The 26,267-nt window shown below is 33.0% G+C and carries 26 protein-coding genes; 14 read left to right on the top strand and 12 right to left on the bottom strand.

Annotated elements, in window-relative coordinates; genetic code table 11:
- Positions 1 to 45: 45 nt before the first annotated feature.
- Entirely contained in the window at positions 46 to 1,137 is a 1,092-nt protein-coding gene (locus D1816_RS18590) for an adenylate/guanylate cyclase domain-containing protein (protein WP_118504798.1), read from the bottom strand.
- Positions 1,138 to 1,261: 124 nt separating this feature from the next.
- On the opposite strand from D1816_RS18590, the gene D1816_RS18585 reads away from it, so the two are divergent.
- Both D1816_RS18585 and D1816_RS18580 read left to right on the top strand, forming a co-directional pair.
- The gene (locus D1816_RS18585) at positions 1,262 to 1,531 is read left to right on the top strand and encodes a heavy-metal-associated domain-containing protein (RefSeq protein ID WP_066316071.1); all 270 of its coding nucleotides are present in this window, start codon (positions 1,262 to 1,264) and stop codon (positions 1,529 to 1,531) included.
- 116 nt (positions 1,532 to 1,647) lie between these two features.
- Complete coding sequence (locus D1816_RS18580; protein ID WP_066316068.1) at positions 1,648 to 1,833, top strand: hypothetical protein; 186 nt, start codon at positions 1,648 to 1,650, stop codon at positions 1,831 to 1,833.
- A 2-nt stretch (positions 1,834 to 1,835) separates the two neighbouring features.
- Here the strand turns inward: D1816_RS18580 and D1816_RS18575 are convergent, their stop codons facing one another.
- Positions 1,836 to 2,660 (bottom strand): dienelactone hydrolase family protein, encoded by an 825-nt coding sequence (locus tag D1816_RS18575; RefSeq protein WP_118504796.1) that lies wholly within the window; start codon positions 2,658 to 2,660, stop codon positions 1,836 to 1,838.
- A gap of 115 nt (positions 2,661 to 2,775) precedes the next feature.
- On the opposite strand from D1816_RS18575, the gene D1816_RS18570 reads away from it, so the two are divergent.
- The 3 genes from D1816_RS18570 (at position 2,776) to D1816_RS18560 (ending at position 6,090) form a co-directional block, all read left to right on the top strand.
- Positions 2,776 to 3,672: a metallophosphoesterase gene (locus D1816_RS18570; RefSeq protein ID WP_118504794.1), complete on the top strand. Its 897-nt coding sequence runs from the start codon at positions 2,776 to 2,778 to the stop codon at positions 3,670 to 3,672.
- Positions 3,673 to 3,683: 11 nt separating this feature from the next.
- The gene (locus tag D1816_RS18565; RefSeq protein WP_118504792.1) at positions 3,684 to 4,871 is read left to right on the top strand and encodes an AraC family transcriptional regulator; all 1,188 of its coding nucleotides are present in this window, start codon (positions 3,684 to 3,686) and stop codon (positions 4,869 to 4,871) included.
- A 97-nt stretch (positions 4,872 to 4,968) separates the two neighbouring features.
- Entirely contained in the window at positions 4,969 to 6,090 is a 1,122-nt protein-coding gene (locus D1816_RS18560) for an acyltransferase family protein (RefSeq protein WP_199729978.1), read from the top strand.
- Positions 6,091 to 6,132: 42 nt separating this feature from the next.
- Here the strand turns inward: D1816_RS18560 and D1816_RS18555 are convergent, their stop codons facing one another.
- Together D1816_RS18555 and D1816_RS18550 are read right to left on the bottom strand one after the other, a co-directional pair.
- On the bottom strand, positions 6,133 to 6,372 hold the full coding sequence (locus tag D1816_RS18555; RefSeq protein WP_066316052.1) for a NifU family protein: 240 nt from the start codon (positions 6,370 to 6,372) through the stop codon (positions 6,133 to 6,135).
- Between the two features lie 3 nt (positions 6,373 to 6,375).
- Entirely contained in the window at positions 6,376 to 7,515 is a 1,140-nt protein-coding gene (locus D1816_RS18550; RefSeq protein ID WP_066316045.1) for an Mrp/NBP35 family ATP-binding protein, read from the bottom strand.
- A gap of 238 nt (positions 7,516 to 7,753) precedes the next feature.
- Here D1816_RS18550 and D1816_RS18545 point away from each other — a divergent pair, with 238 nt between their 5' ends.
- The 3 genes from D1816_RS18545 (at position 7,754) to D1816_RS18535 (ending at position 10,053) form a co-directional block, all read left to right on the top strand.
- Entirely contained in the window at positions 7,754 to 8,464 is a 711-nt protein-coding gene (locus D1816_RS18545; RefSeq protein WP_118504790.1) for a hypothetical protein, read from the top strand.
- A 49-nt stretch (positions 8,465 to 8,513) separates the two neighbouring features.
- Positions 8,514 to 9,203 carry a hypothetical protein gene (locus tag D1816_RS18540; protein WP_118504788.1) on the top strand — a complete coding sequence of 230 codons (690 nt, stop codon included), beginning with the start codon at positions 8,514 to 8,516 and terminating at the stop codon, positions 9,201 to 9,203.
- A gap of 295 nt (positions 9,204 to 9,498) precedes the next feature.
- A complete protein-coding gene (locus tag D1816_RS18535) occupies positions 9,499 to 10,053 on the top strand; it encodes a DUF5946 family protein (RefSeq protein ID WP_118504786.1) in 555 nt (184 codons plus the stop codon).
- A 72-nt stretch (positions 10,054 to 10,125) separates the two neighbouring features.
- Here the strand turns inward: D1816_RS18535 and D1816_RS18530 are convergent, their stop codons facing one another.
- Positions 10,126 to 10,503 (bottom strand): Fur family transcriptional regulator, encoded by a 378-nt coding sequence (locus tag D1816_RS18530; protein WP_066316042.1) that lies wholly within the window; start codon positions 10,501 to 10,503, stop codon positions 10,126 to 10,128.
- 86 nt (positions 10,504 to 10,589) lie between these two features.
- On the opposite strand from D1816_RS18530, the gene D1816_RS18525 reads away from it, so the two are divergent.
- The 4 genes from D1816_RS18525 to D1816_RS18510 all read left to right on the top strand — a co-directional run bounded on the left by D1816_RS18525 (position 10,590) and on the right by D1816_RS18510 (position 15,450).
- Positions 10,590 to 11,684 carry an alkene reductase gene (locus D1816_RS18525; RefSeq protein ID WP_118504784.1) on the top strand — a complete coding sequence of 365 codons (1,095 nt, stop codon included), beginning with the start codon at positions 10,590 to 10,592 and terminating at the stop codon, positions 11,682 to 11,684.
- A gap of 88 nt (positions 11,685 to 11,772) precedes the next feature.
- Positions 11,773 to 12,681 (top strand): NAD(P)/FAD-dependent oxidoreductase, encoded by a 909-nt coding sequence (locus tag D1816_RS18520; RefSeq protein WP_233565342.1) that lies wholly within the window; start codon positions 11,773 to 11,775, stop codon positions 12,679 to 12,681.
- Between the two features lie 311 nt (positions 12,682 to 12,992).
- Positions 12,993 to 14,711, top strand: a complete 1,719-nt coding sequence (locus D1816_RS18515) for a carbohydrate-binding protein (protein ID WP_118504780.1) — start codon at positions 12,993 to 12,995, stop codon at positions 14,709 to 14,711.
- A 346-nt stretch (positions 14,712 to 15,057) separates the two neighbouring features.
- Positions 15,058 to 15,450: a DUF5367 family protein gene (locus tag D1816_RS18510; RefSeq protein WP_147405142.1), complete on the top strand. Its 393-nt coding sequence runs from the start codon at positions 15,058 to 15,060 to the stop codon at positions 15,448 to 15,450.
- A 132-nt stretch (positions 15,451 to 15,582) separates the two neighbouring features.
- On the opposite strand, the gene D1816_RS18505 is transcribed toward D1816_RS18510, so the two are convergent.
- Positions 15,583 to 16,977 (bottom strand): BspA family leucine-rich repeat surface protein, encoded by a 1,395-nt coding sequence (locus tag D1816_RS18505; RefSeq protein ID WP_118504776.1) that lies wholly within the window; start codon positions 16,975 to 16,977, stop codon positions 15,583 to 15,585.
- 1,021 nt (positions 16,978 to 17,998) lie between these two features.
- Here D1816_RS18505 and D1816_RS18500 point away from each other — a divergent pair.
- Positions 17,999 to 18,847, top strand: a complete 849-nt coding sequence (locus D1816_RS18500; protein ID WP_118504774.1) for a hypothetical protein — start codon at positions 17,999 to 18,001, stop codon at positions 18,845 to 18,847.
- Between the two features lie 29 nt (positions 18,848 to 18,876).
- Here D1816_RS18500 and D1816_RS18495 read toward each other — a convergent pair whose 3' ends face one another.
- The 3 genes from D1816_RS18495 to trmB are packed head-to-tail and all read right to left on the bottom strand — an operon-like array spanning position 18,877 to position 20,524.
- Positions 18,877 to 19,215: an MGMT family protein gene (locus D1816_RS18495; protein ID WP_066316018.1), complete on the bottom strand. Its 339-nt coding sequence runs from the start codon at positions 19,213 to 19,215 to the stop codon at positions 18,877 to 18,879.
- Entirely contained in the window at positions 19,206 to 19,835 is a 630-nt protein-coding gene (locus tag D1816_RS18490; protein ID WP_066316017.1) for a LysE family translocator, read from the bottom strand. Before D1816_RS18490 ends, D1816_RS18495 begins: the two co-directional genes overlap by 10 nt.
- Before the next feature lie 14 nt (positions 19,836 to 19,849).
- Positions 19,850 to 20,524 carry a tRNA (guanosine(46)-N7)-methyltransferase TrmB gene (gene trmB / locus D1816_RS18485; RefSeq protein ID WP_066316015.1) on the bottom strand — a complete coding sequence of 225 codons (675 nt, stop codon included), beginning with the start codon at positions 20,522 to 20,524 and terminating at the stop codon, positions 19,850 to 19,852.
- Positions 20,525 to 20,755: 231 nt separating this feature from the next.
- Here trmB and D1816_RS18480 point away from each other — a divergent pair, with 231 nt between their 5' ends.
- Positions 20,756 to 21,811 (top strand): glycosyltransferase, encoded by a 1,056-nt coding sequence (locus D1816_RS18480; RefSeq protein WP_066316013.1) that lies wholly within the window; start codon positions 20,756 to 20,758, stop codon positions 21,809 to 21,811.
- On the opposite strand, the gene D1816_RS18475 is transcribed toward D1816_RS18480, so the two are convergent.
- The 3 genes from D1816_RS18475 to D1816_RS18465 form a co-directional block, all read right to left on the bottom strand.
- The gene (locus D1816_RS18475) at positions 21,749 to 22,828 is read right to left on the bottom strand and encodes a cell wall metabolism sensor histidine kinase WalK (RefSeq protein ID WP_118504772.1); all 1,080 of its coding nucleotides are present in this window, start codon (positions 22,826 to 22,828) and stop codon (positions 21,749 to 21,751) included. The two genes, D1816_RS18480 and D1816_RS18475, sit on opposite strands and share 63 nt — an antisense overlap.
- Positions 22,828 to 23,511, bottom strand: coding sequence for a response regulator transcription factor (locus D1816_RS18470; RefSeq protein ID WP_066316007.1), 684 nt, complete (start codon positions 23,509 to 23,511; stop codon positions 22,828 to 22,830). Before D1816_RS18470 ends, D1816_RS18475 begins: the two co-directional genes overlap by 1 nt.
- A 154-nt stretch (positions 23,512 to 23,665) precedes the next feature.
- The gene (locus D1816_RS18465) at positions 23,666 to 26,062 is read right to left on the bottom strand and encodes an inorganic phosphate transporter (protein ID WP_118504770.1); all 2,397 of its coding nucleotides are present in this window, start codon (positions 26,060 to 26,062) and stop codon (positions 23,666 to 23,668) included.
- Between the last annotated feature and the right edge of the window lie 205 nt (positions 26,063 to 26,267).

The raw sequence follows: 26,267 nt of genomic DNA, 5'->3' as shown, positions 1-26,267 counted from the left end.
CCTTGGTAGTATACACCAATCTAAATTAATTTGAGTGTGAAAGGATTAAAAAGAAATACTATGTAGTTGTACCAACTCTTTTTTTCCACGCAGCTCTAATTCTCCAATTTTAGTGTGTGTAAAATCTTTTTCTTTTGATAATTTAAGAAGTAGTTTTTCTGAAATTAAAACTTTGGTTTTATAGGTGTTGCATGTTGCTTGGATTCTGGCGGTGGTATTTAAAATATCTCCTGTATAAATGATATCTTTTTTAATATTTCCGATCTCTCCTATAGTCACTTCTCCAATATGATATCCTGCTTTAAAATCTGGAGCAATCCCAAACTCGAGAATATATTCTTGCTTGTTTTTCTCAAAAGCATCTTTGATTTTTTTAAAACACCGTATGCAATTATTATGTTGTATTCCTTTTCTCTCGGGCCAGGAAACTACAATCTCATCTCCTACATATTGATATATTTCTCCTTCAGTTTCCAAAATGGCATCGGTCATATCGGCATAATACTTCTTAATCAATTTAAAATATTGCTTATGCCCGATACTTTCTGCAATAGTGGTAGATGCTTTCATATCCAAAAACATAAATATTCTAATTTCTTGCTTTGGCTTATGATACTTTCCTAATAAAAAATTATATAACACCCCCATACCTACATATTCTCTAATCTCAGAAAAAAGTAATGCTACAAAGGATATTAATCCCAAATAGATGACTACACTCCAAAATGAAAACTCTTGCATAAAGACATATAAACTCCTAATCACTAAAGGGTCGAATAAACCAAGTTTAAGCAGTCTACTATTGGCTAACAAACTAAATATAATCAACACGATTAAAATAAAGGATACATAAAATATGCTTTTGACCACTACTTTAACCCATAAAGCTCTATTGATAAATAGTTTACGAAGCCACACTAATTCTATCCAACCTTGAATAAAACCAGAAAGAAAGCCCGCTATACAAGAATGTATAAAGGAACTTTTAAAATCATATAGGTTTCCTGTAGAAGGATAATACTCTGAATCCCCTAGGATGCCGAATTCTAAAAATGTGTACACCACTGCAAAAACAAGCCAGATGATACCAAAAGGGATTGATTGTTTTAAATACCGTTTATATTTTGCATTTGACATGGCTTTATAAATATATAAAATATAAAAGAGGTAATAGGGTCATATTTGCTACTGATATTTATCATAGTACAATTTAAGCGGCTTAAGTAGTTTTGATCTTTTAACACTTTTTAATTCTAAAAACATGAAAACTACTGTAGCAATTCAAAATTTAAAATGTGCAGGCTGTGAGAGTACCATTGCAAAAAAACTTCATATGGTACAAGGCATATATAATATTTCTGTAAATACCGAAAACTGTACTGTATCATTTAACTATAAAACCGAAGACGGCTTAAACACCGTTCAAAACGAACTCTCAAAATTAGGATATCCATCTGTTGGAGATAAAAACAACTTAAGTACAAAAGCAAAATCATATGTCAGTTGTGCCATTGGTAGACTTACTAAATAATCGTATTCAAAAATAGTAAACCGCCTCAAGACAAGTCTACGAGGCATGTAATAGAAAAAACATTTTGATTTCGAGGCAAGCCTCGGATATTTAAATCTCTGTTATCAAGTAAAACCATGAAAGAAACAGCAAAAAAAAGTGCTTCCTCAAATACAATTTATGGTATAGGATGTATAGGAGCAATAATTTACTTTATCAGTCACGCTACAAGTTTTTGGATGGGCGTTTTGGGCGTGCTAAAAGCTATTGTTTGGCCAGCCATATTAGTGTATGAAGTTTTTAAATTTATTGGAGTATCATAAAACTATTGTTTTTTGAACATAAACATCCAATCATAAATATTCATATCAAAAGCATCATGGCTCTTACTTTCACTCCCCATTCCTTTGGCGTTATATGTTTTTGTCCATGAATCATGACCAATATCCGGATATATTGTCAGTTTAGCCCTAGTATTTGGGTTAGCCTGATTGATTGCAGTAATCATATCAATAGATTGCTTTTGGGGTACTACTTTATCACTATCCCCATGAAATGCCCATACTGGTACTTTAGTAAATTTATCTCCCGAGTTAACATCTCCTCCTCCTGCTACTGGAACAATTGCTGCTGCATAACTACTTGAACTATATTTAGAGATATAGTTAAAACTACCATAGCCTCCTAAGCTTAATCCTGTAACATAAATACGCTTGGTGTTTATATGATAATTGGATATTAAATAGGTAATAAAGTCATGAATATCTTCTGGTTTCCAATTGCCCGATGGTAATTGTGGTGAGGCAACAATCATAGGATATTTTGGAGACCACGTTTTATTTTCGATAAGTTTTGGTGGTCCATGAATGATTACTTTTTTTAATTTATCAGGACTTTTTTTACTATTGCCTCTTTCTCCAGATCCATGTAAAAAAACAAGCAATGGGTACTTTGGAGAATCTTTGCTATAGCCACTTGGCGTATAAATGTAATGCCCGTAAACGGCATCTGTTACGCCTAAAGCATTTGCTTTATGTATGCCGCCACTATCTTTGGGTAAAGATTCTAAGTCTGTATGATCATCTTGAGAAAAAGTAGTACTCGTATTTAAAAACATGGTTATCATTACAATATTAATAAGTGCTCTCATAAGTATTGTGTCTTCTGGATACACTATAAATATAATTATAAATTCAAGACATTATTTATATTCACTTTCAGAAATACTATATATTGTATTGTATATTTACTAAAAACATTTGACTATGTCCTCCCAATCGCGTCTGGATCGCGCCTATAAAAATGCAAAAGTAATTGCTTTTGATGATACCTCTAAATTTGTATTATTTAGTGATTGCCATCGAGGAGATAATAGTTTTGCAGATGAATTTGCAAACAATAGGAATATTTATTTTCATGCATTAAAACATTATTACAATGAAGGCTTTACCTATTGTGAATTAGGTGATGGAGATGAGTTATGGGAGAATCTTAATTTTGATGTTGTTTTTCGCTCTCATAAAAACGTGTATGAACTGCTGCAATTGTTTTATAATGGCAACAGGCTTGCAATGATTTGGGGAAATCATGATATGGTTTACCGAAATCCAAAATATGTAAAAAAACATCTTTACGCTTACCTAGATCGTAAAACCAATAAAGAGGTTCCTCTTTTTCCAAATATAACATACCATGAATCTATTATTTTAAAACATCAACATACAAATCAAGAACTATTTCTGTTACATGGACATCAAGCCGATTATATGAATTATAACGGATGGCGTATTAATCGGTTTTTGGTACGTGTTTTATGGAAACCTTTGCAAATAATCGGTATTTCTGACCCTACAAGTCCAGCAAAAAATTATAAAGAATCTATAAGAGTAGAACGTAGAATCAAAAAATGGATAGCCGATAATAAGAACCTATTTACTATTATAGGGCATACGCATCGCCCTCGATTTCCCGAAGCGGGTCAATTACCCCTATTTAATGATGGTAGTTGTGTTCATCCCAGATGCATTACAGGAATCGAAATAGAAAATGGTACAATCACATTGATCAAATGGCAAATTTCTACTACAGAAGATGGAGTTCTTAAGATTATTAGAGTACCGCTAGAAGGACCTCAAAAACTAGTCGATTTTAATATCAAGTAGCACGATAATTTATGGAAACTAGCCAATATATCATCGATCATATCCCTATACGCCATAATCTGGTCTCTTACTTTATTTTTCTGGGTGTATTTATAGGAATATTGATCAGTTTCGTTATTCTTATTAGGGCTTCTTATAAAAACACTGCTTTTAAAATATTTGGTTGGTCTTTATTGCTTCAATCTATTATTGCTGGTGATGTTTTTTTATGCTATACCGGGCTTATGAAGTATGTACCTCATTTAAATGATAGTACAGAACCTCTGGTGTTACTGCTTGCTCCCTCGATATATGTATTTGTATACTCCCTCTTAGAAAAAGAAACGGTCACCTTAAAAAAACATTGGATCCACATACTCCCTTCAATTTTATATTTTTTTACTCAACTACAATTTTATATACAACCCAAGGCTGTAAAAATAAATGCCTATTTAGGAGCGTATTTCCCAGATATGAAAACAGTAGCTGTTCCTAATGATCTTGATTATAGCTATCTTATGATTAAAGATGAATTTAGATGGCTAATTTTGTTAAGTTTTACTGTCTATATTTTACTATCTAGCAGACTTATCGTCAAAAATGTGTATACTAAAAAAACCAAAAATGCAGGTAATATAAGTGTAAACAAATACAATTTTTCTCGTAATACGATCATTGGGTTATTAGCATTTTTTATTTTAGTATTCTTAGTTTTTTTAAATTTTGAAGATGACAATGGGGATCATTATATATTTATATTTCACACTTGTTTAGTAACAATCACAGCCTTTGTGCTGCTATCAGAATCTCGTTTCTTTTCATCTTTATGGATCGCTGATAAGTATGAAACGTCTAAAATAAATACCGATACCAATACGATAAAAGAGATTAAAGCATACGTTGAAAACGAAAAATATTACTTGAACAAATCAATATCGTTAAAAGATTTGGCAACACTATTAGGTTCTAATCCCAATTATATTTCGCAGATTATAAATACGTCTACCAATTTAAATTTTAATGACTTTATAAATCAATATAGAATTGCCGAATCCAAAAAAAGACTATTAGATCAAAAATATAGCCACCTTACCATAGAAGCCATTGGTAACTCTGTAGGTTTTACATCAAAAGCCACATTTTACAACGCTTTTAAAAAACACGTTGCTGTATCACCTAAAGAATATATAAAACTTCAAAAAACCAAAACCCAGAATTAAAAACGTCTAAAATTACAATTCTAGACATAGAACCACCTATTTTATTGCCAGTTACAAGCAAAATATTCCACTTTTGGCAAAACAAAATTAGAATATCATGCAACAAAAAATTCGTCGATACGACTTAGATTGGCTACGTGTATTAGTCTTTGGCTTGTTAATTTTTTATCACGTAGGAATGTTTTTTGTGCCTTGGGGATGGCATATTAAAAACAATAATATTATCGAATGGATGCGTTGGCCGATGCTTTTCTTGAATCAATGGCGTTTACCTATTTTGTTTGTGATTTCGGGAATGGGAACTTATTATGCTTTATCTCATAGAACCCTTTGGCAATTTAATATCGAGCGTTGTAAACGACTATTAATTCCGTTACTTTTTGGAATGTTATGTATTGTTCCGCCCCAGGTGTATTTTGAACGATTAGCTTCAGGACATTTTTCAAAATCGTATTATGATTATTTTACAACCGAAGCTTTTATTGGGGTATATCCTGAAGGAAATATAAGTTGGCATCACCTTTGGTTTTTAGTGTATCTATTCCTTTTTTCGCTTGTACTATCCCCTGTTTTTGGATATTTAAAACGAAAAAAGTCGACAGTAGTAGACTGGATCAAAAAGAAGATCGAAAAACCTTATGGGCTATACCTGTTTATTATACCCTTGTACTTTACAGAGGCATTAGTAGAACCTTTTTTTCCTGTTACTAATGCATTAATCGATGATTGGTTTACGGTACTAAATTATATCATTTTATTCTTTTATGGATTTGTTTTAATTGCTACTGGGCCTATATTTTGGAAAAGCCTAGCTAGTATAAAAAATAAAGCATTAGGTATAGGCATAATAGTTTTTGGAGTGCAGTTAATAATATGGATAATAGGAAAAGACAGCATCTATATACACTTTACAGAAGCATTCATAAAAGTAACTAACTTGTGGTCTTGGATTTTGGTTATTTTTGGATATGCAGCAACCTATCTCAACAAAAAAAGTAAGCTGTTAGCATATTGTAATCGCGCGGTGTACCCCTTCTATATTCTACATCAAACCGTTACCATAGCAATTGGATACTATATCATGAATTTGGATTGGGGCTTTGTACCTAAATTTATGGTATTAAGTCTAGGAACTTTTATCATAAGTTGGTTGATTTATGACCTCATCATTTTGAGAATTACCATTTTGCATCCCTTATTTGGACTCAAAAAGCCATAAATCAAGTTTGTAACTTATTAAGGTGTGGTTTATGACAAGAACTTATGCAATATTTAATACTTCTTCGATCTGAGGTGCATATTTTTTGATGGTCATTTCTACACCTGACTTTAATGTCATTTGATTTACGCTACATCCAACACAAGCGCCTTCTAATTGCACTTTAACTCTCTTATCATCCTCTATAGAAACTAAAGAAATATTACCCCCATCACTTTCTAAAAAAGGCCTGATCTCATCTAGGGCTTTTTCTACATTCTTTCTTAATTCTTCAGAAGTCATAGTCTATTTTTTTACGGCAGAACAACCTGCCATTGTTGTTATTTTAATTGCTTCGGTAGGTGGTAAACTTTCATTTCTGTTTACTACTTCCTGCACTACATTTTTAGTCAGTTCTTCGAACGCTTTTTCTATAGGAGTAGCAGTTTGTAATGCTGCTGGCCTACCTACATCTCCCGCTTCACGAATACTTTGTACTAATGGAAGTTCTCCCAAGAAAGGAACATCAATATCTTCTGCCAGATGTTTAGCACCTTCTTTTCCAAATATATAATATTTATTGTTAGGAAGCTCTTCTGGTGTAAAATACGCCATATTCTCTATAATTCCCAATACCGGAACGTTAATACTATCCTGTTGGAACATCGCAACTCCTTTTCTGGCATCTGCCAAAGCCACATTTTGTGGTGTACTTACAACAACAGCACCTGTAATAGGTAAAGACTGCATGATCGATAAATGAATATCACCTGTACCTGGTGGTAAATCCAGTAATAAAAAATCAAGTTCTCCCCAAGCGGCATCAAAAATCATCTGATTTAATGCCTTTGCGGCCATAGGGCCTCGCCAAACTACTGCTTGGTTAGGTTGTGTAAAAAAACCTATCGATAATATTTTTACTCCGTAATTTTCTATAGGTTTCATCTTAGATTTATCACCTACTTTTACAGATAATGGTCGTTCTCTTTCTACATCAAACATTATGGGTGCTGATGGTCCATAAATATCTGCGTCCAAAAGTCCAACTTTAAAGCCCATTTTTGCCAAAGTCACAGCAATATTAGAAGTCACTGTAGATTTACCAACGCCTCCTTTACCAGAAGCAACGGCTATAATATTTGTGATCCCTGGAATAGTTTTTCCTTTGATCTCATTTTTTTGAGGTTGCTCGGCGGGTGCTTCGACTTTGATATTTACTTTTATTTTAGCCTTTTCATATACTTTTTCATGAATCACTTTCATGACATCAACCTCTGCTCGTTTACGGATATGCAATGCAGGAGTAGTTAAGACTAAATCAACTACAACTTCATCTCCAAAAGTGATGACATTTTTTACGGCACCACTCTCTACCATATTCTTTCCTTCTCCAGCTACGGTAATGCTTTCTAATGCTTTTAGTATATCTGATTTTTCTAGCTTCATGCGTATTTTTCTTTTTCCAGAGAACAAATCTATCTAGATTCATTCTAAGGGCAAAGATAGGTCGAAAAGTTAAGATTATAAAGCCTATAAATCGAAATGATTTATAGGCTTATATATTGGGTTTATAATCATTATGTACTGTAACTCGTTTACTACCTAAAACTTTTTAATTTTCTATTTGAGTTTCTGTACTAAAATGATGGAAAATTAATTTATATTCATCATTATAAAATTGAATATGCAAAAAATAGCAGATTACATTTTCGACCTTTCTCCCAAAAAGTTAGCTGTATATCTAATCCTAGGTCCTTTGGTGCTGTTTTTATGCTCCTGTGATAATAATCCCAAGAGTAAATTATTCTCTCAAAATTTTGAGAAGTCAAAAGCTAAAAATGAACTTGAAGTTATTAGTTTGGATTCAGTTATGAGCTTTTCTGAATTAAGAGAAATGATGGGCAAAATAGCCTGCAAAAGAAAAGTGTCTGGCTTGAAATTCGAGGACAATGATACAATTTATCATATTCTAGGATTTTCTAGTTGTCCTACATCAAGTGAAATCGCTTGTTACTTTAGAAGAAATCTATTAACGATCAAAAACGATTCATTAATTATTGGAAGAGGTAAAGAAAAAAATAAAAAACCAATAAAATATCTAAAAACAGAACTTGAAAACATAATATCAAAACCCTATAATTTTCAACACAATAAAGATAAACTTAAACCTGCTTTGATTTATTTGTACATAGAAGACAAGCATACGATTTCAATAACAAAAAAAGTTTTAAAGGAAATAGCAAAGCAGTTTCAAAACATTAATCCAGTACATAAACCTGACTTTTTTAACTATACTATATTATTTAAAGGGTTTGACATTACAAACGTTCCTCCTCCACCTCCACCAATTCCGCCACCGCCAATAAAACCAAATGAAATTGAACTTGAAGAATAAAAAGTTAATAATGAAAAATTAACCTATATTGATCATTATAAAATTGAATATGCAAAAAATAGCAGATTACATTTTCGACCTTTCTCCCAAAAAGTTAGCTGTATATTTAATCCCAGGTCCTTTGGTGCTGTTTTTAGCCTATACGTTTGTAACAATTAGCTTTAAAACCATATCTCAAAACCCACCTACCTCTCAAATTACAGTTACGTTACTGTTAGGGGTTATTGCTATTTTTTTTGGTCTTTTTATACTATTATGGCTTCTCTGGTTACGCAGCGCAGTCTATGCTGTGCAACAAACAGAAATTAGATTGTCCAGAAAATGGTTTCAAATTGCATTTATTGTTTTATGGATATTAATTCTTTTTAATCTTGTAACCTCACTACTTGAAACCTATTTAAAAAATAGCAGCTGGGATGAATACCTAAGCCTAATCTATGCATCTCGTGAGTTTATAAATTTTAGTGGTATCATGATTGCCTATCCCATAGTTTGTCATTATGCTGCACGAGCCGTAATGGTAAAACGAAGTGGCGAATCTGCTACTTTTATATCTGCTATTCCTTTTACGTTACTGCTCATATTTGGGACCGTTTTGGGGATACCCTTCTTACATAAATATTTTAGTCGTAACAGCTCTACAAATCAAGAAGTACTAGTGATGTATGCTATAGGGTTTGGCTTATTTTTGTTAATTCTTGTGATCGGCTTTATTGCTGCAATAACAGGTATGGTTTAAGTAATACATATATGAGCTGTGCATCTCGTTTTTTGAGAGGCCCACTATCGCTAATCTATGACTAGTGGCCTTGAGACTAATTGGCAAGAGTACAATAGTGTAACAAATCGCTATAGGTTTTGTAACTTATAGTTGTTTTTTAATATGTTGGCATAGACTTTATATGAAACACTAGTGAAATACTAGGGGCAATAGAGAAAAGTTAACAATCAATCCACAGATAATGCTGATGACTTAGTAACATTTTACCCCGCTACAACACATATCTGAAACCTTATCAACAAGCAAAAAGATAATGCAAAACTATATCTATGTAGCAAAAAAGAATGGAGTGGCACTTTTAGATAGTGGACAGTGTCAATTTTGTGGTGCAAACACGAAAAGAGGAATTCATGAATGCTTAGAAATCTTTAATCTTGGATTTCAAGAGATTGATTTTTCAAATCGGGCAAATCACATATATAGATTTCTGATTGTAGACGCACACACACTACAACACCCTGAAATTCATGGTAGATGGAACAATCACTTTCACTTATCAAGACTTCATTTAATTTTTAAGTATGATATAAAATGGACATATGCGCATTCACCAAAACTTAGTGATTATTTAAATGAATATAAGGTTCATAAACATGACGAATATTTAAATCCACCTGAAATTCTAAAAAGAGGGAATATTACGACCATTGATATTAAAGAGAAGTCCACTAATGAATTTAATTGTAAAGATTTGATAAAGAAATGGGCATTAGAGGTATATGAAAAATGGAGTACCCACCACGATATTGTAGATGATATCGCCAAAGGATTTTTAAAACGGAATAAAGGGTTTTACCCACCTAACTAACTGATTAACAATCAAATTAATTAAATTTAATTCTTGCGCTAGGCATAGCTAAACGTTATGGGTAATCAAAAATCAACAAGAACAATCCTTACAAGTCCCTGATAAAACACAATTTACATCATTTACTTGATAACCATTTGGTACCGAAAAATCAACCGCCACAGCCAAACATTCAATTGTATCACATTTAATACATCTAAAATGAAAATGAGGCCCTGAAAGGATTTTATTATCACAGTTTACACAAACGGCAAAATACTGTTTACCATCTTCTGCCACGACACGATGTAGAATGCCGTCTTCACAAAATCGATTTAAAACCCGATAAATTGTTGCGCGATTAATATCCTGTTCGATTTTCTGCTCAATAGCATCTCGACTCATTGCCTTTCCTGACTCTCTAAGCAAGTCTAATACAGCTTCTTTAGTTTGAGTATTTCGTCTTTTCATATTAATGCGATTATTTTGCAATAACTAATGCGATTCATTTGCAATAATAATAAATTTACTTAGTTTTGTCAAAAATTCAAGATAAAATGACTGTCTTAGACAAATATGTAACACAAAATTTAACCTTGAAAAATAGGGTTGTAATGGCTCCAATGACAAGAAGTAGAGCTACCAACAAAAAAGGATTGGCAACTGACCTAATAGCCCAGTACTACGAACAAAGAGCTACAGCCGGGCTAATTATTTCGGAAGGAATTAGTGTAAGCAAACAAGCTATTGGATACATAAACATCCCAGGGATATATAGTGTAGAACAAACAACTTCTTGGAAAAATGTCACTGAAAAAGTGCATCAAAAAGGAGGGAAAATATTTGCTCAGCTGTGGCACGTTGGAAGAATTTCTCATCCAGATTTACTTGATGGAAATTTGCCTTTAGCTCCTTCTGAAATTAATCCAAATTCAGAATGCTACACCTATTCGGGTTTTAAATCAACAGTTATTCCTAAAGCAATGACTGCTCAAGAAATAAAAAATACGGTTTTAGATTTTCAAGTAGCGGCTGAGAATGCTATGAAGGCAGATTTCGATGGTATAGAAATACACGCCGCAAATGGTTATTTATTTCATCAGTTTTTTGCCAAATGTGCCAATACACGAACAGATCAATATGGCGGGAACATTGAAAATAGAGCACGAATTTTGTTTGAAACCTTAGATACAATTCTACAAAAAATTCCTTCATCGAAAATAGGCATTCGACTTTCTCCTGATTTCAAGACTTGGTTTGGTATTCAAACAGATGATGAAACAAAGCAATTGTTCGAGTATATCATCACAAAGCTAAATACCTATAGTTTGGCTTACCTTCATATTGGAGGGTATGTAGAAGCAGATGATCATAATCCAACTCAAAGTATTCTAGAGACTGCAAAACACTATCGCAAACTATACAAGGGTTCGTACATTATAAATAGAGGCTTCACTAAAGAATTAGCCGATGATGCCATTGAGCAAAATGTAGCAGATCTAATTTCGTTTGGAGAACTTTTTATTAGTAACCCTGATTTGGTGAAACGTTTTGAGCTTAATACAAAATTGCAAAAAGCAGATCAAAGTACCTTCTATTCCACAGGAGAAAAAGGTTACATAGATTATCCATTTTTAGAAAGCACCATTTAATACTAAAATGACAAGAAGGGAACATCTAAAGTTAATCATGTTAACTAGTTTATCGATTCCATTCGCCTCATTTTCAAAATTCAATTTTATGATAGATAATAAAACTTTTGATGTAATTATTGTTGGAGGAAGTTACGCTGGGCTTTCTGCTGCAATGGCTCTTGGGCGATCGTTACGAAATGTTTTAATCATTGATAACGGCAAACCATGCAATAGACAAACTCCTTACTCTCACAATTTCATTACACAAGATGGAATTAAACCCAGTGTAATCGCTCAAAAAGCAAAAGAAGAAGTATTAAATTATGACACTATAAAATTCTTGAATGATTTTGCAATTAGAGGACAAAAAACTAAAAATGGTTTTGAAATAATTACAGAAAATGGAAAGAAAATCAAGTCTAAAAAGTTGATTTTCTCCACCGGTATAAAAGATACAATGCCTGAGATTAAAGGTTTCTCAGATTGTTGGGGAATTTCTGTTATTCATTGTCCGTATTGCCACGGTTTTGAATTCAAAGGACAAAAAACAGGAATCATAGCCAATGGAAATACAGCATTTCATGTTGCTTCATTGGTGAATAATCTAACCGATAAAATTTCAATTTTGACCTCTGGAAAAAGTAATTTTACCACTGAACAAACCGAGAAACTTAAAAAGAATAACATCGAAATTATCGAGACAGAAATTTCAGAAATTGAACATAACAACGGGAATATTAACAATGTTGTTTTCAAAAACGAGAAAAAGATTAATTTCGACGCGGTTTATGCAGCTATTCCATTTGTACAGCATTCTAATATCCCTGCTTCTTTAGGCTGTAAACTAACAGAACAAGGGCATATTGAAGTGGATGATTTTCAAAAAACTAGTATTGAAGGAATTTATGCTTGCGGAGATAATTCAACTAGGATGCGCTCAGTAGCCAATGCCGTAGCTAGTGGAAATATTGCAGGAGCAATGACAAATATGGAATTAATTAATGATAATTTCTAATGAACAATGATAAGTAACAAAGTATATAAAAAATAGGAGATCGTATTTTATTAAAAGGTTAATGCTCGAGAATTTTATGATATATACTTTTATAATGATACATTAAATTGTCTTTCTTGAAAGTCCAAATCCAATTAAACTAAATATAACAGAATAAAAACTACCAATAGCAATATTTAAGAAAACGTAATTACAAGGTTCAAACTTAAGTCTACCTGTAACTTACGTTCAAACCTTTTAGTATCTTTGATCAAGGTTTGAGTAATCAAACAGTAAAAGCATAGATAAAATTTAACATTAAAGTTTAAATAATGAGTAAGTTTTTTTGGATTACCACCACGTTGTTCTTTCATTTCCTTACTTATGCTGCAGTACCCCAATCTTACGACCCCAATACATCAGAAGAACTTCGTATGAGGAATGGGATACCGAATCTATTCGAAAAATTAAACACTAAAAAAAACATTAATATAGGCTATATAGGAGGTAGTATTACTCGACAAACCGGCTGGAGCGATAATGTATTTTCATGGTTTCAAAATCAATATAAGGATATTAGATTTACTGAGATAAATGCAGCAGTTCCAGGTACAGGAGCTGATTTTGCTGCTAGTCGTGTAAAGAATGATTTACTTGTTCATAAACCCGACGTGGTTTTTATTGAATATCGTGTAAACGGTGGAGGTGGATATGAAGCACGTGCAATCGAAGGTTTGGTTCGGCAGATATGGGAAACAGACCCAAATATTGATATCTGTTTTGTGTATACCGTAGGAGAGTGGATGTTAGATAGATTAATGGTGGGTAAACAATACGGTTTTGGTATTATTATAGAAGAAATGGCCAATACATATGGCATCCCTTCAATTGATTTAGGTGTTGAAGTAGTAAAACAATTAAAAGCCGACCAACTCGTCTTTAAAAATTCTAGTCCAGTTAAGGGCAAAGTAGTATTTTCTAAAGATGGTGTACACCCAAATGCTGATGGTCATAAAATATACAGTGATATAGTTGTTCGATCTATTATGACCATGCATGACATAGGTGAGGATGGACCACACAAAATCCCTAAACCTATTGTATTTAATCATTTTTCAAACAGCTCATTGTTATCAGTCAACAATGCCACTAAAAGTTCGGGCTGGCAAAGTGTGAATGTAAATACCGATGCTGTATATAATAGTGACCAATACAGAACTAGCAGTATGTTAAGCGATGCGCTCAAATGTTCAAAGGTGAACGAAACCCTAAGATTTAATTGGGAAGGAGATTTAATTTGCTTCACAACTATTCCTCAAGGCGAAGGCATGGAAGTTGAAATTACTATTGATGACGGTGCACCTGAGACCTTTACTTTTGGACAAAGCTCAGGAAATGTATATTTCTCAAAATTCTTTTATGCCCAACAACAAGAGGTTGGACAACATACAGCACAACTCAAAGTAACAAAATTACCCGAAGGAACATCTATTTATATTGGCCAGGCAATGGTGCATAACCTACCTTCTGGAAGCAATTCTGAGAACACGCAAAAACCCTTTAAAGAAGTTCATACCATTCCTGGGCGAATTGAAGCTGAGGATTTTGACACAGGAGGAGAAGGCATTGCTTTTCACGAAGTTAATACCAACAAAAAATCGGAAACTAATTACCGGAGTGGGCAAAATTTAGATGTTGAGATTGAAGCAAAACCAAATCAATCAAACGGACATATTATAAGTTGGACAAGAGATAATGAATGGCTAGAATACACCATACAAGTAAAAAATGCGGGTGAGTATGTGATTAAAGCAATGGCTACTGCACGCAATGATGTTGCAGAACAAAAGGGATTACATATTTTTTTGGATGGAAAAGCTTTAGCCAATAAAATTAATGTGACACCGTCGAGCGATTGGTTTTCGGATTGGGCAGAATATTCTGTTAACGCAAAATTAGAAGCTGGAGAACACGTGTTGCGCGTTAAGTTTTTCTCTACAAGTCGTTGGTGTATTAACCTCGACTATCTAGAATTTGTTGCAAAACCATAACCTTTTTTGTCTATAAGAGAAAATCAATAGCGTATAAATTAGACGGATATCGTCTTTGTCTCAAATATGATGCTCTGGAATAAAACTAATAACTAAAAATATATCTAACAAACATAGTTATTTAACTATGCCTATATACATAATTCTAAGAAGATTAATTAATATTTCTAGTGTCTCATAAGATAAAACTGTACAACATTATGTATAATTAATCCCTAGTTATTGTTTTACTTACGAAGGCGAGTTCAAGTGTAAAATTCTTTTCAAACAAATCATACTTCTTTTAGAATAAATTACTGATATAGCATAATTATAGATTTGTATCATAATTTCAAAATCAAAGATTATGATGACCAATCGATTATTTAGTATTGTATGTGCCATATTAGTATGGGTTTTAGGTGTTAGTTTTTACCTCGCATCGTTTTACATTACAATATTAGATAACTTAGAGCGACAAGCCAACATTATAGTAGCCTTAGCTATTATTCCTAGCGCCTGTCTTGGAACCTATTTATTCTATAAAAAAGGACAAATGAAACCGACCCATCTAGCACTTATCTTTGTAATAACTGCTGCGGTATTAGATGCATTAATAACCGTTCCTATATTTGTAATTCCTGAAGGTGGTAGCTACTCAACGTTTTTTGGAGATCCGATGTTTTATACCATCATTGTTGAATTTTACTTTATCGTAGTATACTTCGGAAAACATCTCACACAAAACATAAAAAAATAAAAATCATTGTGTTTTTAGTGTTCTCTGATAGCTCAGAGATGATAACACTAATTACAAATTAGATAGACCGATAGCGCAGATTTGTAATCTGCGCTATCGGTTTTTTTACACTTCTTATACAAATTAGCAAGATTATTCACATTGAGGATCACGACCACCATCTCTAATATCCCAATTACTTTCACTAATCAACGTAGCTCTTGCGGCAGCTGCTTCATCAGAACAAAAAGTGGTTCTAGATACGGCAAAATCAACATCATTTTGTCGTATTTGATTTGCAAAACTAATGAGTAGTTTGTCATAGTTTTCTGTTGAAAATGCTGAACTACTAAACATACTACCAGCATCAGTAACGTTAGAAATATTCCAGTTACTAATATCGGGGTTTGCCGATGAAGCAAATAAAAACATCCCAAACATTTCCGTTACATTAGAAGTATCCCATTTACTAACATCGGGGTTCGCCAACCTTGCACTACTAAACATACCCACTAGATTAGTTACATTGCTAATATCCCAATTACTTACATCTGGATTTGCAATGGATGCACCAATAAACATGAAGCCTAGACTGCTCACGTTTGACAAATCAGGTACATCGGTTGCAGGCACTTTAAGATTAGTGCATTCTGCAAATGATTTTTCCATAGATAACCACGTCCCTGTTCCCCATTGATCCACAGAGATAATCTTTTTAACCCCATCGTCCCCAGTATTTGTAGCATTGTCAAATTGTATTGAAGGAAAAGTACCCGTTATACGTATAGTATGCTCTTTATCAACATCAAAACTATGCGTGATATCCCCATTGATTCCAGATTCATCTACTATCCCATCATTATCCCAATCTACATTATAGTTATACGTTAATGCTGGATTTGTGGGAATCGTAATTTCTTTAGCAGACCAAGTCGTTATAAATTCTATTCCTGATGCTGTTCCCAAACGAACAGTAACATTTACCGTAAACTCTTGAGTATCTCCGTTTTCGGCAACGACAGTATACACTAAAGGATTTGTAAAATCTTGTGCCAAACCAACTGCTGGAACTATAGTTAATCCTGTATGCTCAATAACGGGAATTAACGCTGTAATATCTGTCCCCGTATCAAGCTCAAGCGTAATCGTGTTATTATCTATAGTGCCCTGTTCCTCATTAATACTAAATGAAGTAATCTCATTAAGATCACTTGGTTCTAGTTCTGTTATAGTCACAATAACTGTAAATTCTTGAGTATCTCCATTTTCAGCAACGACAGTATACACTACGGGGCTTGTAAAATCTTGTGTCGAACCGTTTTCAGGAGCTATACTTTCTCCAGTATGTTCAATAACGGGAGTCAAAGCTGTAATATCTGTTCCTGCAGCTAACTCAAGGGTAATAATCTTATTGTCTATAGCGCCCTGTTGCTCATTAATACTAAATGAAGTAATCTCATTAAGGTCACTTAATACTCGATCGTCATCATCATTAGAACATGATATGAATAGTAAGAAGAGGCAAATGTAAATAGGTAGTGTTTTCATTTTTTTATATTTCTGAATGATTTGATGTCGCAAATAAAGGATGGGAAAATTATGAAACCAAAATAAGATACGCCAAAAGGAAAAAATAAGCTTGAAAGAGGAAAACAAATGGTTAGAATACCGTTTGTTTTTTATTAAAGTTTATTGGTTAATGCTATTAGTTACGAAAAGGCAGCATAAGCATAGATTCGTTAATGATCCAATCGCTCGGAAACGATAGCACGGATTACAAATCCGCGCTATTCGTTTCATCCCGTATTCTATGAATATTTGCTACTAAATTACGAACCCAGATAGCTAGGATATGATAACGCGGATTTGCAATCCGTGTCGTCATAGCGAGTACAAATAAAAAACGGTCACATTAGTAGTGATCGCTTTATACTTAAGAAAATTCAGTGTCAAAAAACAAAACTATCATGATCTATTATAGTAAATCATCGTCTTAAGTATATTCTAGTTTTGTCGAAAGCACGGATTACAAATCCGCACTATTGGAATTCCTGTATCCTATTGTAACATCTGACAAAACGAATACTTCTTTTAGGGTATTTTCATCAATATCAACGTTTTTGATATCAGTTTCAATATTTACAGAAACACCAAGGCTTACTTCAAAATGATCATTGTTTTTTACCTGTAAGCCCCAATCAAATAGGTACGAGCTAAGATTCTGTTTGCAGTTGGATTAAGTGCAAAACAACTATCAAGATTAAAAAAACTACCTTCAAAACCTAGGTAATAATTTTAAATTAATAATTGACTTTTATGAGCTCTATAAAATTTTTACAACTATGTTACTTCCATTGTTAAACCTCCTTAAAAAGTACGGTTTGAAAATCTGCTAATAGCAGTTCTTTAATAGGACCTCATTCTTTTCAAAGTAGGGTTTTTCTCTAGTCAATTGTTTATAGATAAGCACCTTAATAGTGACATATAAACTATAGCAATCAAATTAAGAATAACACACTCTGGTATAATTTATGTGCATAAGAATTTAAATTTTATAGACCCATCGATTATGAAAAAAATTACACTTATACTAGTACTGCTTAGTTTTGGAATAACAAACTCTGGTTATAGTCAAGGTAAGCTTGACATCGCCGAGAAGAGTTTAAGTAAAAGAGAAAGTAACAATACTAGTAGAAATGATTCTAGATCTGGATCAGATGACAACTATGAGTCAACAGATTGGGGAGATATGTTTATCGTTGCAGAATTAGGCTTGTTTGCCGCCGAAGCTTTTTTATATGCTACATATTTTACGGCAATAGAAACTCCTATGGAAGCAGAACATAGAGCAACTGGGGCTCGTATCACGAAATATCCTTATCTTAATTCTAAGATCGGGAATTATGCATATGATAGCGGTGAAAACACTACACAATTTAGAGCCACAATAAGTAATAGATATATCATCGAAAATCAAAAACTATATGGAAATCATCTAAATGCAGATCTGCGATTTCTTGAGAGAATTGGATTCGAAGCTGATTACCTACAACTATGGGAAGACAACACTAATTTTGGTGTCAATACATTAGCCATATTTACTGCAATGGCAAAATACCATAGAGTACGTACAGAAAAGTTTAATGCCTGGTGGGGAGTTGGAACTACCTATGTTGGAGGAGAAGTTGATGAGTTTGGATTTGCATATGGTGTTGGGGCAGAATTATTTTTTGCGAAACCACTAAGTATAGAAACCAATTTTTATGGAGCATACATTAATCAAAGACCTGTAAATAGGCTTTCTGCATTGCTAAACTATCATTATAAACGTCTTAAGTTTTCTGGAGGGTATGAACACCTTAGAATTGGTAGTCTTGATTTATCAACCTTCTCCGGCGGAATGGGAGTTTCTTTCTAGATAGCGAGCATCATCTAAAAAATGTACTATCATAATTCGGTCATAGGATCCCAAAAGATCTTATCAAAATCTTGAATCTGACTTTCGATAACTTCTACACCTTCACTTTCTAGTAATTGTTGCATTAGATTAGTTCCTTGAAAATGGTGTTTTCCTGTCAAGATTCCTTTTCTGTTTACTACACGATGCGCAGGTACATCTTCACGGCCATCACAAGCATTCATTGCCCAACCAACCATACGAGCACTTTTTGCCGCTCCTAAAGATTTAGCAATAGCCCCATATGAGGTTACTCTACCATAAGGTATTTGTTTAGCCACCTCATAGACTCTTTCAAAAAAATTAGTTTCCTCTTTTTTTACTCCCATGTATAAATAATTCTTGCCAATGTAATAATTACTAAAACTAACATTAAGGCCGCCATAAAATAGTTAGTGTACTTAGTTATTGAAGCTGTTTTCTTTTCTATCTTTAAAAATGAAAGTACATAAAAATATAGCGTCACAAAGGTTCCTGTTCCAGCTGCTATAGTAAACGCTGTTATACGAACTGCATCATATTCAATTTTACCACTTACACTCATACCTGCCGCAATTGCACAAAAATAGGGTATCGGCAGAACATTTAAAGCAGACATCATTGCACCTTTAAAAAAACTTCGAGTACTTGCTTTTTTATATACCTTAATTTTTGCGCTTTTTTGTTTTGCTTTTGCAAAAAAATAAATGGCCATTAAAAAAAAGATAACTGCTCCAGTACGTAGTAAAATATTTCTAACAAATGGATTAAAGAAAATATATTTTGCCAGAAGTATTGCGATTAATGCCTGAAATAAAACAACCACTGAAGCGCCTATAGCTACCAAAATACCATTGTTCTTACCTCTCTCTAGGCAGGTTCTAGCCACAGTCATATTGACTAATCCTGGAGGGATTACTCCAACTAGTGATGCAAAAAACGTGACTAAAAATAGTTTGGTAGTTTCCAAAATGACGATGCCAATTACACGATCCTAAACTGGATGTAAGTTATAGGTTTATTTTTTTCTAAATATTGTTTTTCATAAAAAGTTTGAATCGAAGTTACCACCTCTGGTGACCCCTCTTGATGATAAACATTATGATTTGCATATAGCACCTCATGACCTTCACCATGCAATAACCCTAAAGTATATCCATGCATAAATTCACTATCGGTTTTAAGATGCATAATCCCATCTGGTTTTAATATCTTTTTATATCGTTGCAAGAATGCAGTATTAGTCATTCTATGTTTTGTACGCTTATACTTGATTTGTGGATCGGGAAAAGTAATCCAAATCTCATCGACTTCTCCTTCTTCAAAAATATGAGCTACAAGTTCAATTTGTGTTCGAATAAACCCAACATTGTTTAAATCTTCTTCGATAGCCGTTTTAGCACCTCTCCAAAAACGAGCACCTTTAATATCAATACCTATAAAATTTTTATCTGGATATTTTTGAGCAAGACCAACAGTATATTCTCCTTTACCACATCCTAATTCTAACACTATAGGATTTTCGTTTTTAAAGAATTTCTCATTCCATTTCCCTTTATATCCTAGGCTATTATTAAGTACCTCATCTCTTGTGGGTTCTACCACATTCTGAAAGGTTTTATTTTCATTAAATCGTTTTAATTTATTCTTACTTCCCACCGATTCTTTTTATTACTTATTTACTAGTCTTTAGAATGTCTGTTATGTTACATTAACTAAAGAAAATCATACCTTAAAAAAAGAGCTCTCATCCTGTAACACTTCTAATTACAGAATCTCTAAATTTAATTTTTTGGTAAAATTAAGGAAATATACGGATACCGAAATAGGATTAACTTTATTATTATACTGAAATGATAAATTGCTCTAACAACTTAAAAAATAGAACATTTGGACAAAAAAGTACTTGTAGCACCTCTTAACTGGGGATTAGGTCATGCAACTCGATGTATTCCTATTATCAATGCCTTAATTCATGAAGGTATCGAACCTGTAATTGCATCAGATGGTGTAGCGCTTTCTTTATTAAAAAAGGAATTCCCTGAACTACAAACAAAAGAACTGCCTTCTTACAATATTGAATATTCTAAAAAGGGAAGTAATTTTAAATTCAAAATGCTTTTAAATAGCCCAAAGATTGCCCATGCTATTAGTGCAGAACGAAAAATGATTAAAAAAATAATCGAAGAAGATAATTTTTGTGGTATTATATCCGACAATCGTATGGGAGTCCGACACAAAAGTATCCCCTCTGTATTTATAACGCACCAACTAACTGTATTGAGTGGAAAAACTACTTCGTTTAGTACAAAGATTCACAATAAATATATCAAAAAATTTGATGTATGTTGGGTTCCAGATATGGCTGATGATCCAAACTTAAGTGGCGAATTAGGTCATCCTAAAAAAAGTAATATTCCTGTTACATATCTTGGTCCTTTAAGTCGGTTTGAATATCAAATTGTTCCCAAAAAGTATGATATTATGGTATTACTTTCTGGTCCAGAACCACAACGAACACTACTAGAGCAAAAGCTCTTTCAAGAATTTGAACAAAGTGATAAAAAAATTGTTTTTGTTAGAGGGCTTATTCAGGAAACTCAAGAAACTTATGTTAAGAATAATATTACTATTCATAACTATCTTACTGGAAAAAACCTTGAGGATACTATAAATAGTAGCAATCTAATTATTTCAAGATCTGGTTACACCACCGTAATGGATTTGGCTAAATTAAAGAAAAAAGCTTTTTTTATACCTACTCCAGGACAGTTTGAGCAAGAATATCTTGCAGAACGTTTAACATTAAATAAGTTAGTGCCAAGCTGTAACCAAAGTGAATTTACATTAACAAAATTAAGGGATTTAAATGCCTATAGAGGATTAAGTAGTTTTAGTACCGACATCGACTACAGGGAACTTTTTCACTTTTTCCAGAGTAAATGAAAATTCACTTCCTACTCGATAATCACTTTCTACATAGATACGTTCATGGTGGGCTTCGATAATATGCTTTACTATTGCTAAACCAAGTCCAGATCCTCCTTCTCGACGAGAGCCACTTTTATCTACTCTGTAGAAGCGTTCAAAAAGTCTTGGAATATGAGCTTGGGCTATACCTTCACCATTATCCGTAACTCTAACTATTGTTTTGTTACGAATAAGATCTTCGATACTTACCTCTGTCGTACCATCTTCTTTTCCGTATTTAATAGAGTTTACAATTAGATTTGATAACACTTGTTGTATTCGTTCTCTATCCGCATGAACAATTATGGGTTCAGAATAGTTCATATCAAAAGTAAGAGCGATATTCTTTTTTGACGCTTTCATTTCAAAAAGATCAAACACACTTTGAACCAATTCTACGATATCAAAATTTGTATAATTAAGATTTAAATCACCTACTTCTAGCTTGGTGATCATATCTAAATCATTAACGATATAAATCAAACGCTCTACTCCTTTATTAGCTCTATTAAGATATTTATCCAAAATTGCAGAGTCATGCATTGCTCCATCTAACAACGTAAGTATATATCCTTGAACCGTAAATAAAGGTGTTTTAAGCTCATGAGATACATTACCCATAAATTCTTTACGATAATCTTCCCTAATTTTTAAGGTTTCGATCTCTGTTTTTCTTTGCTGGGCAAACTTCTCTACTTCTTTAATAAGAGTTCTCATATCTGTGGTTACAGGAGTATCACCGATATTATCAACATCGAGCATCTCGATATCATCATATATTTTTCGAACTCTACGATAAATGAATTTCTCTACACGGTATTGCACAATCAAAAAACATATAGCGTAACATACTAGTGAAAAACCTACTATAAATATAGGATTAACTATTGATTGAGTATACAAAAAAACGCTCAATACGAGCGTTAAAATTATAGTTATATATAAAGAAGACAAGTATGCAAACCTATACGACTTTTTAAAATTTTCTGCCATTAAACTACGAACTTATATCCGACTCCTTTGATAGTTTTGAAACTATTATCGCCGATCTTTTCTCTAAGTTTTCTGATATGAACATCTATAGTACGACCACCAACAATAACTTCGTTACCCCAAACCTTATCAAGGATATCTTCTCGTTTAAAAACCTTACCTGGTTTAGAGGCCAATAAAGATAATAATTCAAACTCTTTTCTTGGTAAAACGATCTCTTTTTTGTCTTTGATGATTTTATATTCATCACGATTAATTACCAAGTTTCCAATTTTTACAACATTATCAGAAGAATCATCTTCTTTAAGCCTACGAAGTAAAGCTTTTACTTTACTTACCAATACTTTGGGGCGAATTGGTTTTGTTATATAATCATCTGCTCCGGCATCAAAACCTGCTACTTGAGAGTAATCCTCACCTCTTGCAGTCAAGAAAGTTATGATTGTATTCTGTAAATCTGGTAATTTGCGGATTTGTTCACAAGCTTCGATACCATCCATCTCTGGCATCATCACATCCAAAATAATCAATTGTGGTTTTTTCTTCTTAGCTAGTTTTACAGCTTCAACACCGTTTTCTGCAGTAACAACGTGGTAGCCTTCTGCTGTAAGATTATATCCGACGATTTCTAAAATGTCTGGCTCGTCATCTACTAGTAGTATGGTAATATCTTTTTTATTCATGTTTTCCTATAAATTATATCACGACAAGTAAATATACTATGTTAAACTGAAGTTTTGACAACTATAAAGCTAGGAAACAATAATCTAACATAAAAACATCATAAGGATAACAATTACTTAACGTAAGAAAAGTGGTCTTAGAGATAGATATACTTTAATCCTGATGATCTCTATAGGTTATTAAGAGATTCATTGTTGCAGTAATAAGATCCTTTGTCTCTGTTAATAAACCAAAGTATAAAGTAGTATTTTTAGGACTACTTTCTTCTGTTCTAGTTCTTGCTACTTGTTTATTAATTTTATCACTTACAATAGTAAATAACTCTTGTTTTTCTGCTATTATATCATTTAAAGTGGCAAACTCTCGATTATCGAAAACAGACTTAATATTTTTGTAAAAATCATCTAAGTGATCTTCTATCTCTTTTAAATCTTTGATTTGATTAAATCGAAGTTTCTTGTGATTATTATTCACATGTTTGTGACTAACTTTTGCTATATATTCTAGAGATTGCGTAATATCTTCGAGATAACCTAAAATCGAAATATAAAAATTACTGGCCCCAACACTAGATTCGTCTAGATTTTTAATGAAATAAAATATACTATCTCTTAATTCTTCTACTTCTGTTTCTAATTTAGCTATTCCTTTCCTACTCTTTTTTAACGCAGTTAAATCATATTTTGCCAGACTATCTATGGTTTGCCCATAAATTTTATTTCCTCTATTAACAAAGGATTTAATATTATCTGCACTTTCTTCAATAACACCTTTTATAGAGCTACTTTCTGATTTTTTAAGTCGATCTTCTGCTCTTTCTGCCCTTGTCTTATTGCGATACTTAATTGTATTTCTTACCAAAAGAAAAATTGCTAGTGCTAATAAAATAGCTAGCATTGATGGGAGATGTAAATGAAGTAAAAAAGCAATTGTAGCAGCTGCTAGAAATGCACTTATTGCGGTAAAAAACCAGCCACCAATAACATTTAGTACTCCGGCTACACGGTATACCGCACTTTCTGTTCCCCAAGCTCTATCGGCCAAAGAGGTACCCATTGCTACCATAAAAGTAACATAAGTTGTAGACAAAGGTAATTTCATTGATGTTGCTATCGATATTAAAACCCCCGCTACCATAAGATTTACAGCAGCTCTTACCATATCAAAAGCCGGTAAGTCTTCTTGTTTAGCTGTAAAAGTATTTACCTCTATAGATTCCTGATCAAATTGCTTATCTGAAACTTTCTTGAAAGATTGTGGTGTTATCGATGAAATTATCTCTGATAAAAATACGGTACTTCGTACTACTCCTCGGGATAAAAAATTTGGACGAAATTTTTCGTCTCCTTCTCCTTGTCGCGAAAGATCTATTGATGTTTTCACTACGTTTCTAGCTTTAGAAGAAAACCATAAAGTCAACACCATGATAATTCCTGCCGCGAGTAAAAGTAATGTAGGTGTTTCAGCTTTACCTCCCAAAACAGCCATCGAAAATTCATGTGGTAATTCTCCAGAAGCACTCCACGCTTCATACGCTTTTAAAGCTGCAATAGGTACACCAATAAAATTTACAAGATCATTACCAGCAAAAGCTAACGCAAGAGCAAATGTACCTACTACGATAATTAATCTATAAATATTCGTTTTAAAAACTTGTATTATCGTAAATGATACTAAAGATAATATCACAAATCCTACCGATACAATCAACGGCACATTAGTTTCTAAAAAACCTCTTAATGTTAATGCTACTGTACCTGTATTCGGGTTAATCTTAAAAAGGTCTTTTTTAGCATCTACTAAATCTTTAACCGTCTCAAATGAAGCATTAAAATATGTGTTTGCCCAATCTAATAGTCCTTCAGCTCCTCCTTCATAAAGAATCTCTACAATTGTTTTGGCATAATTCGTTCCTTTGATTCCTTTAATAAAGATAAAATATAGTATTGCAGTTAAAGCAACACCACCAAATAATGCACCTACCCACTTTGCTTTCTTTTCAAAATTAAAAGATAACAGGAGTCTAGAAATATATTGAACTAAGGCTCCAACAGAAAAAGCTACTACTACCGATAATAAAATACCTGCAATAATTTCTCCAGCCTTTTTGGTGTTTATATAATCTCCTAAATCAGCTACAGAAAGATTAGCATCGGCCGAAATTTTTATTAAGGCAACACATACAGCTGCTCCTAATAATTCAAATACAATAGAAACCGTAGTAGACGTTGGCATTCCTAATGTATTAAAGAAATCGAGTAACAAAATATCAGTAATCATAACCGCCATAAAAATGATCATGATTTCATCAAAATAAAATTCACCTGGAACAAATATACCCTTACGTGCAACTTCCATCAAACCGCTAGAAAAAATTGCACCTGCTGCAATACCTAAACTAGCTACAATCATTATCGTTCTAAACGAAACAGCCTTAGAACCAATTGCAGAATTTAAAAAATTAACGGCATCATTACTTACTCCTACAATAAGATCTGCAACGGCTAAGACAGCCAAAGCAACAATCATCAATATGTAAATATCACTCATATATTCCTAACGTACTTATAGATCACAAAAATGTTACTAAAATTCAAGTCATATGTTATTGAAATGTTATCTTTTCATAGCTTTTTTATACTACTAGACATAGCTATCGACTAGATACAAACGTATCTAATAACTGCATACTATTTAGATTTTATAGACCTTCTTACTACCCTCCCTGACTAAAAGAAAATTCATAAAGAAACAT

It is taken from the genome of Aquimarina sp. AD10 (assembly GCF_003443715.1).
Lineage (GTDB): Bacteria > Bacteroidota > Bacteroidia > Flavobacteriales > Flavobacteriaceae > Aquimarina > Aquimarina aggregata.
The sequence above is the reverse complement of the archived record's forward strand: the minus strand, read 5'-3'. Positions and strand labels throughout refer to the sequence as shown.

Bases quoted from the DNA above. Each gene is read 5' to 3' on its own strand.
- D1816_RS18525 (WP_118504784.1), top strand. From the start codon at position 10,590: ATGACTGTCTTAGACAAATATGTAACACAAAATTTAACCTTGAAAAAT.
- D1816_RS18505 (WP_118504776.1), bottom strand. From the start codon at position 16,977: ATGAAAACACTACCTATTTACATTTGCCTCTTCTTACTATTCATATCA.
- D1816_RS18475 (WP_118504772.1), bottom strand. From the start codon at position 22,828: ATGGCAGAAAATTTTAAAAAGTCGTATAGGTTTGCATACTTGTCTTCT.
- D1816_RS18590 (WP_118504798.1), bottom strand. From the start codon at position 1,137: ATGTCAAATGCAAAATATAAACGGTATTTAAAACAATCAATCCCTTTT.
- D1816_RS18560 (WP_199729978.1), top strand. From the start codon at position 4,969: ATGCAACAAAAAATTCGTCGATACGACTTAGATTGGCTACGTGTATTA.
- D1816_RS18585 (WP_066316071.1), top strand. From the start codon at position 1,262: ATGAAAACTACTGTAGCAATTCAAAATTTAAAATGTGCAGGCTGTGAG.
- D1816_RS18495 (WP_066316018.1), bottom strand. From the start codon at position 19,215: ATGGGAGTAAAAAAAGAGGAAACTAATTTTTTTGAAAGAGTCTATGAG.
- D1816_RS18515 (WP_118504780.1), top strand. From the start codon at position 12,993: ATGAGTAAGTTTTTTTGGATTACCACCACGTTGTTCTTTCATTTCCTT.
- D1816_RS18575 (WP_118504796.1), bottom strand. From the start codon at position 2,660: ATGAGAGCACTTATTAATATTGTAATGATAACCATGTTTTTAAATACG.
- D1816_RS18550 (WP_066316045.1), bottom strand. From the start codon at position 7,515: ATGAAGCTAGAAAAATCAGATATACTAAAAGCATTAGAAAGCATTACC.
- D1816_RS18555 (WP_066316052.1), bottom strand. From the start codon at position 6,372: ATGACTTCTGAAGAATTAAGAAAGAATGTAGAAAAAGCCCTAGATGAG.
- D1816_RS18465 (WP_118504770.1), bottom strand. From the start codon at position 26,062: ATGAGTGATATTTACATATTGATGATTGTTGCTTTGGCTGTCTTAGCC.
- D1816_RS18540 (WP_118504788.1), top strand. From the start codon at position 8,514: ATGCAAAAAATAGCAGATTACATTTTCGACCTTTCTCCCAAAAAGTTA.
- D1816_RS18500 (WP_118504774.1), top strand. From the start codon at position 17,999: ATGAAAAAAATTACACTTATACTAGTACTGCTTAGTTTTGGAATAACA.
- D1816_RS18535 (WP_118504786.1), top strand. From the start codon at position 9,499: ATGCAAAACTATATCTATGTAGCAAAAAAGAATGGAGTGGCACTTTTA.
- D1816_RS18545 (WP_118504790.1), top strand. From the start codon at position 7,754: ATGCAAAAAATAGCAGATTACATTTTCGACCTTTCTCCCAAAAAGTTA.
- D1816_RS18580 (WP_066316068.1), top strand. From the start codon at position 1,648: ATGAAAGAAACAGCAAAAAAAAGTGCTTCCTCAAATACAATTTATGGT.
- D1816_RS18470 (WP_066316007.1), bottom strand. From the start codon at position 23,511: ATGAATAAAAAAGATATTACCATACTACTAGTAGATGACGAGCCAGAC.
- D1816_RS18530 (WP_066316042.1), bottom strand. From the start codon at position 10,503: ATGAAAAGACGAAATACTCAAACTAAAGAAGCTGTATTAGACTTGCTT.
- D1816_RS18520 (WP_233565342.1), top strand. From the start codon at position 11,773: ATGATAGATAATAAAACTTTTGATGTAATTATTGTTGGAGGAAGTTAC.
- D1816_RS18565 (WP_118504792.1), top strand. From the start codon at position 3,684: ATGGAAACTAGCCAATATATCATCGATCATATCCCTATACGCCATAAT.
- D1816_RS18510 (WP_147405142.1), top strand. From the start codon at position 15,058: ATGATGACCAATCGATTATTTAGTATTGTATGTGCCATATTAGTATGG.
- D1816_RS18570 (WP_118504794.1), top strand. From the start codon at position 2,776: ATGTCCTCCCAATCGCGTCTGGATCGCGCCTATAAAAATGCAAAAGTA.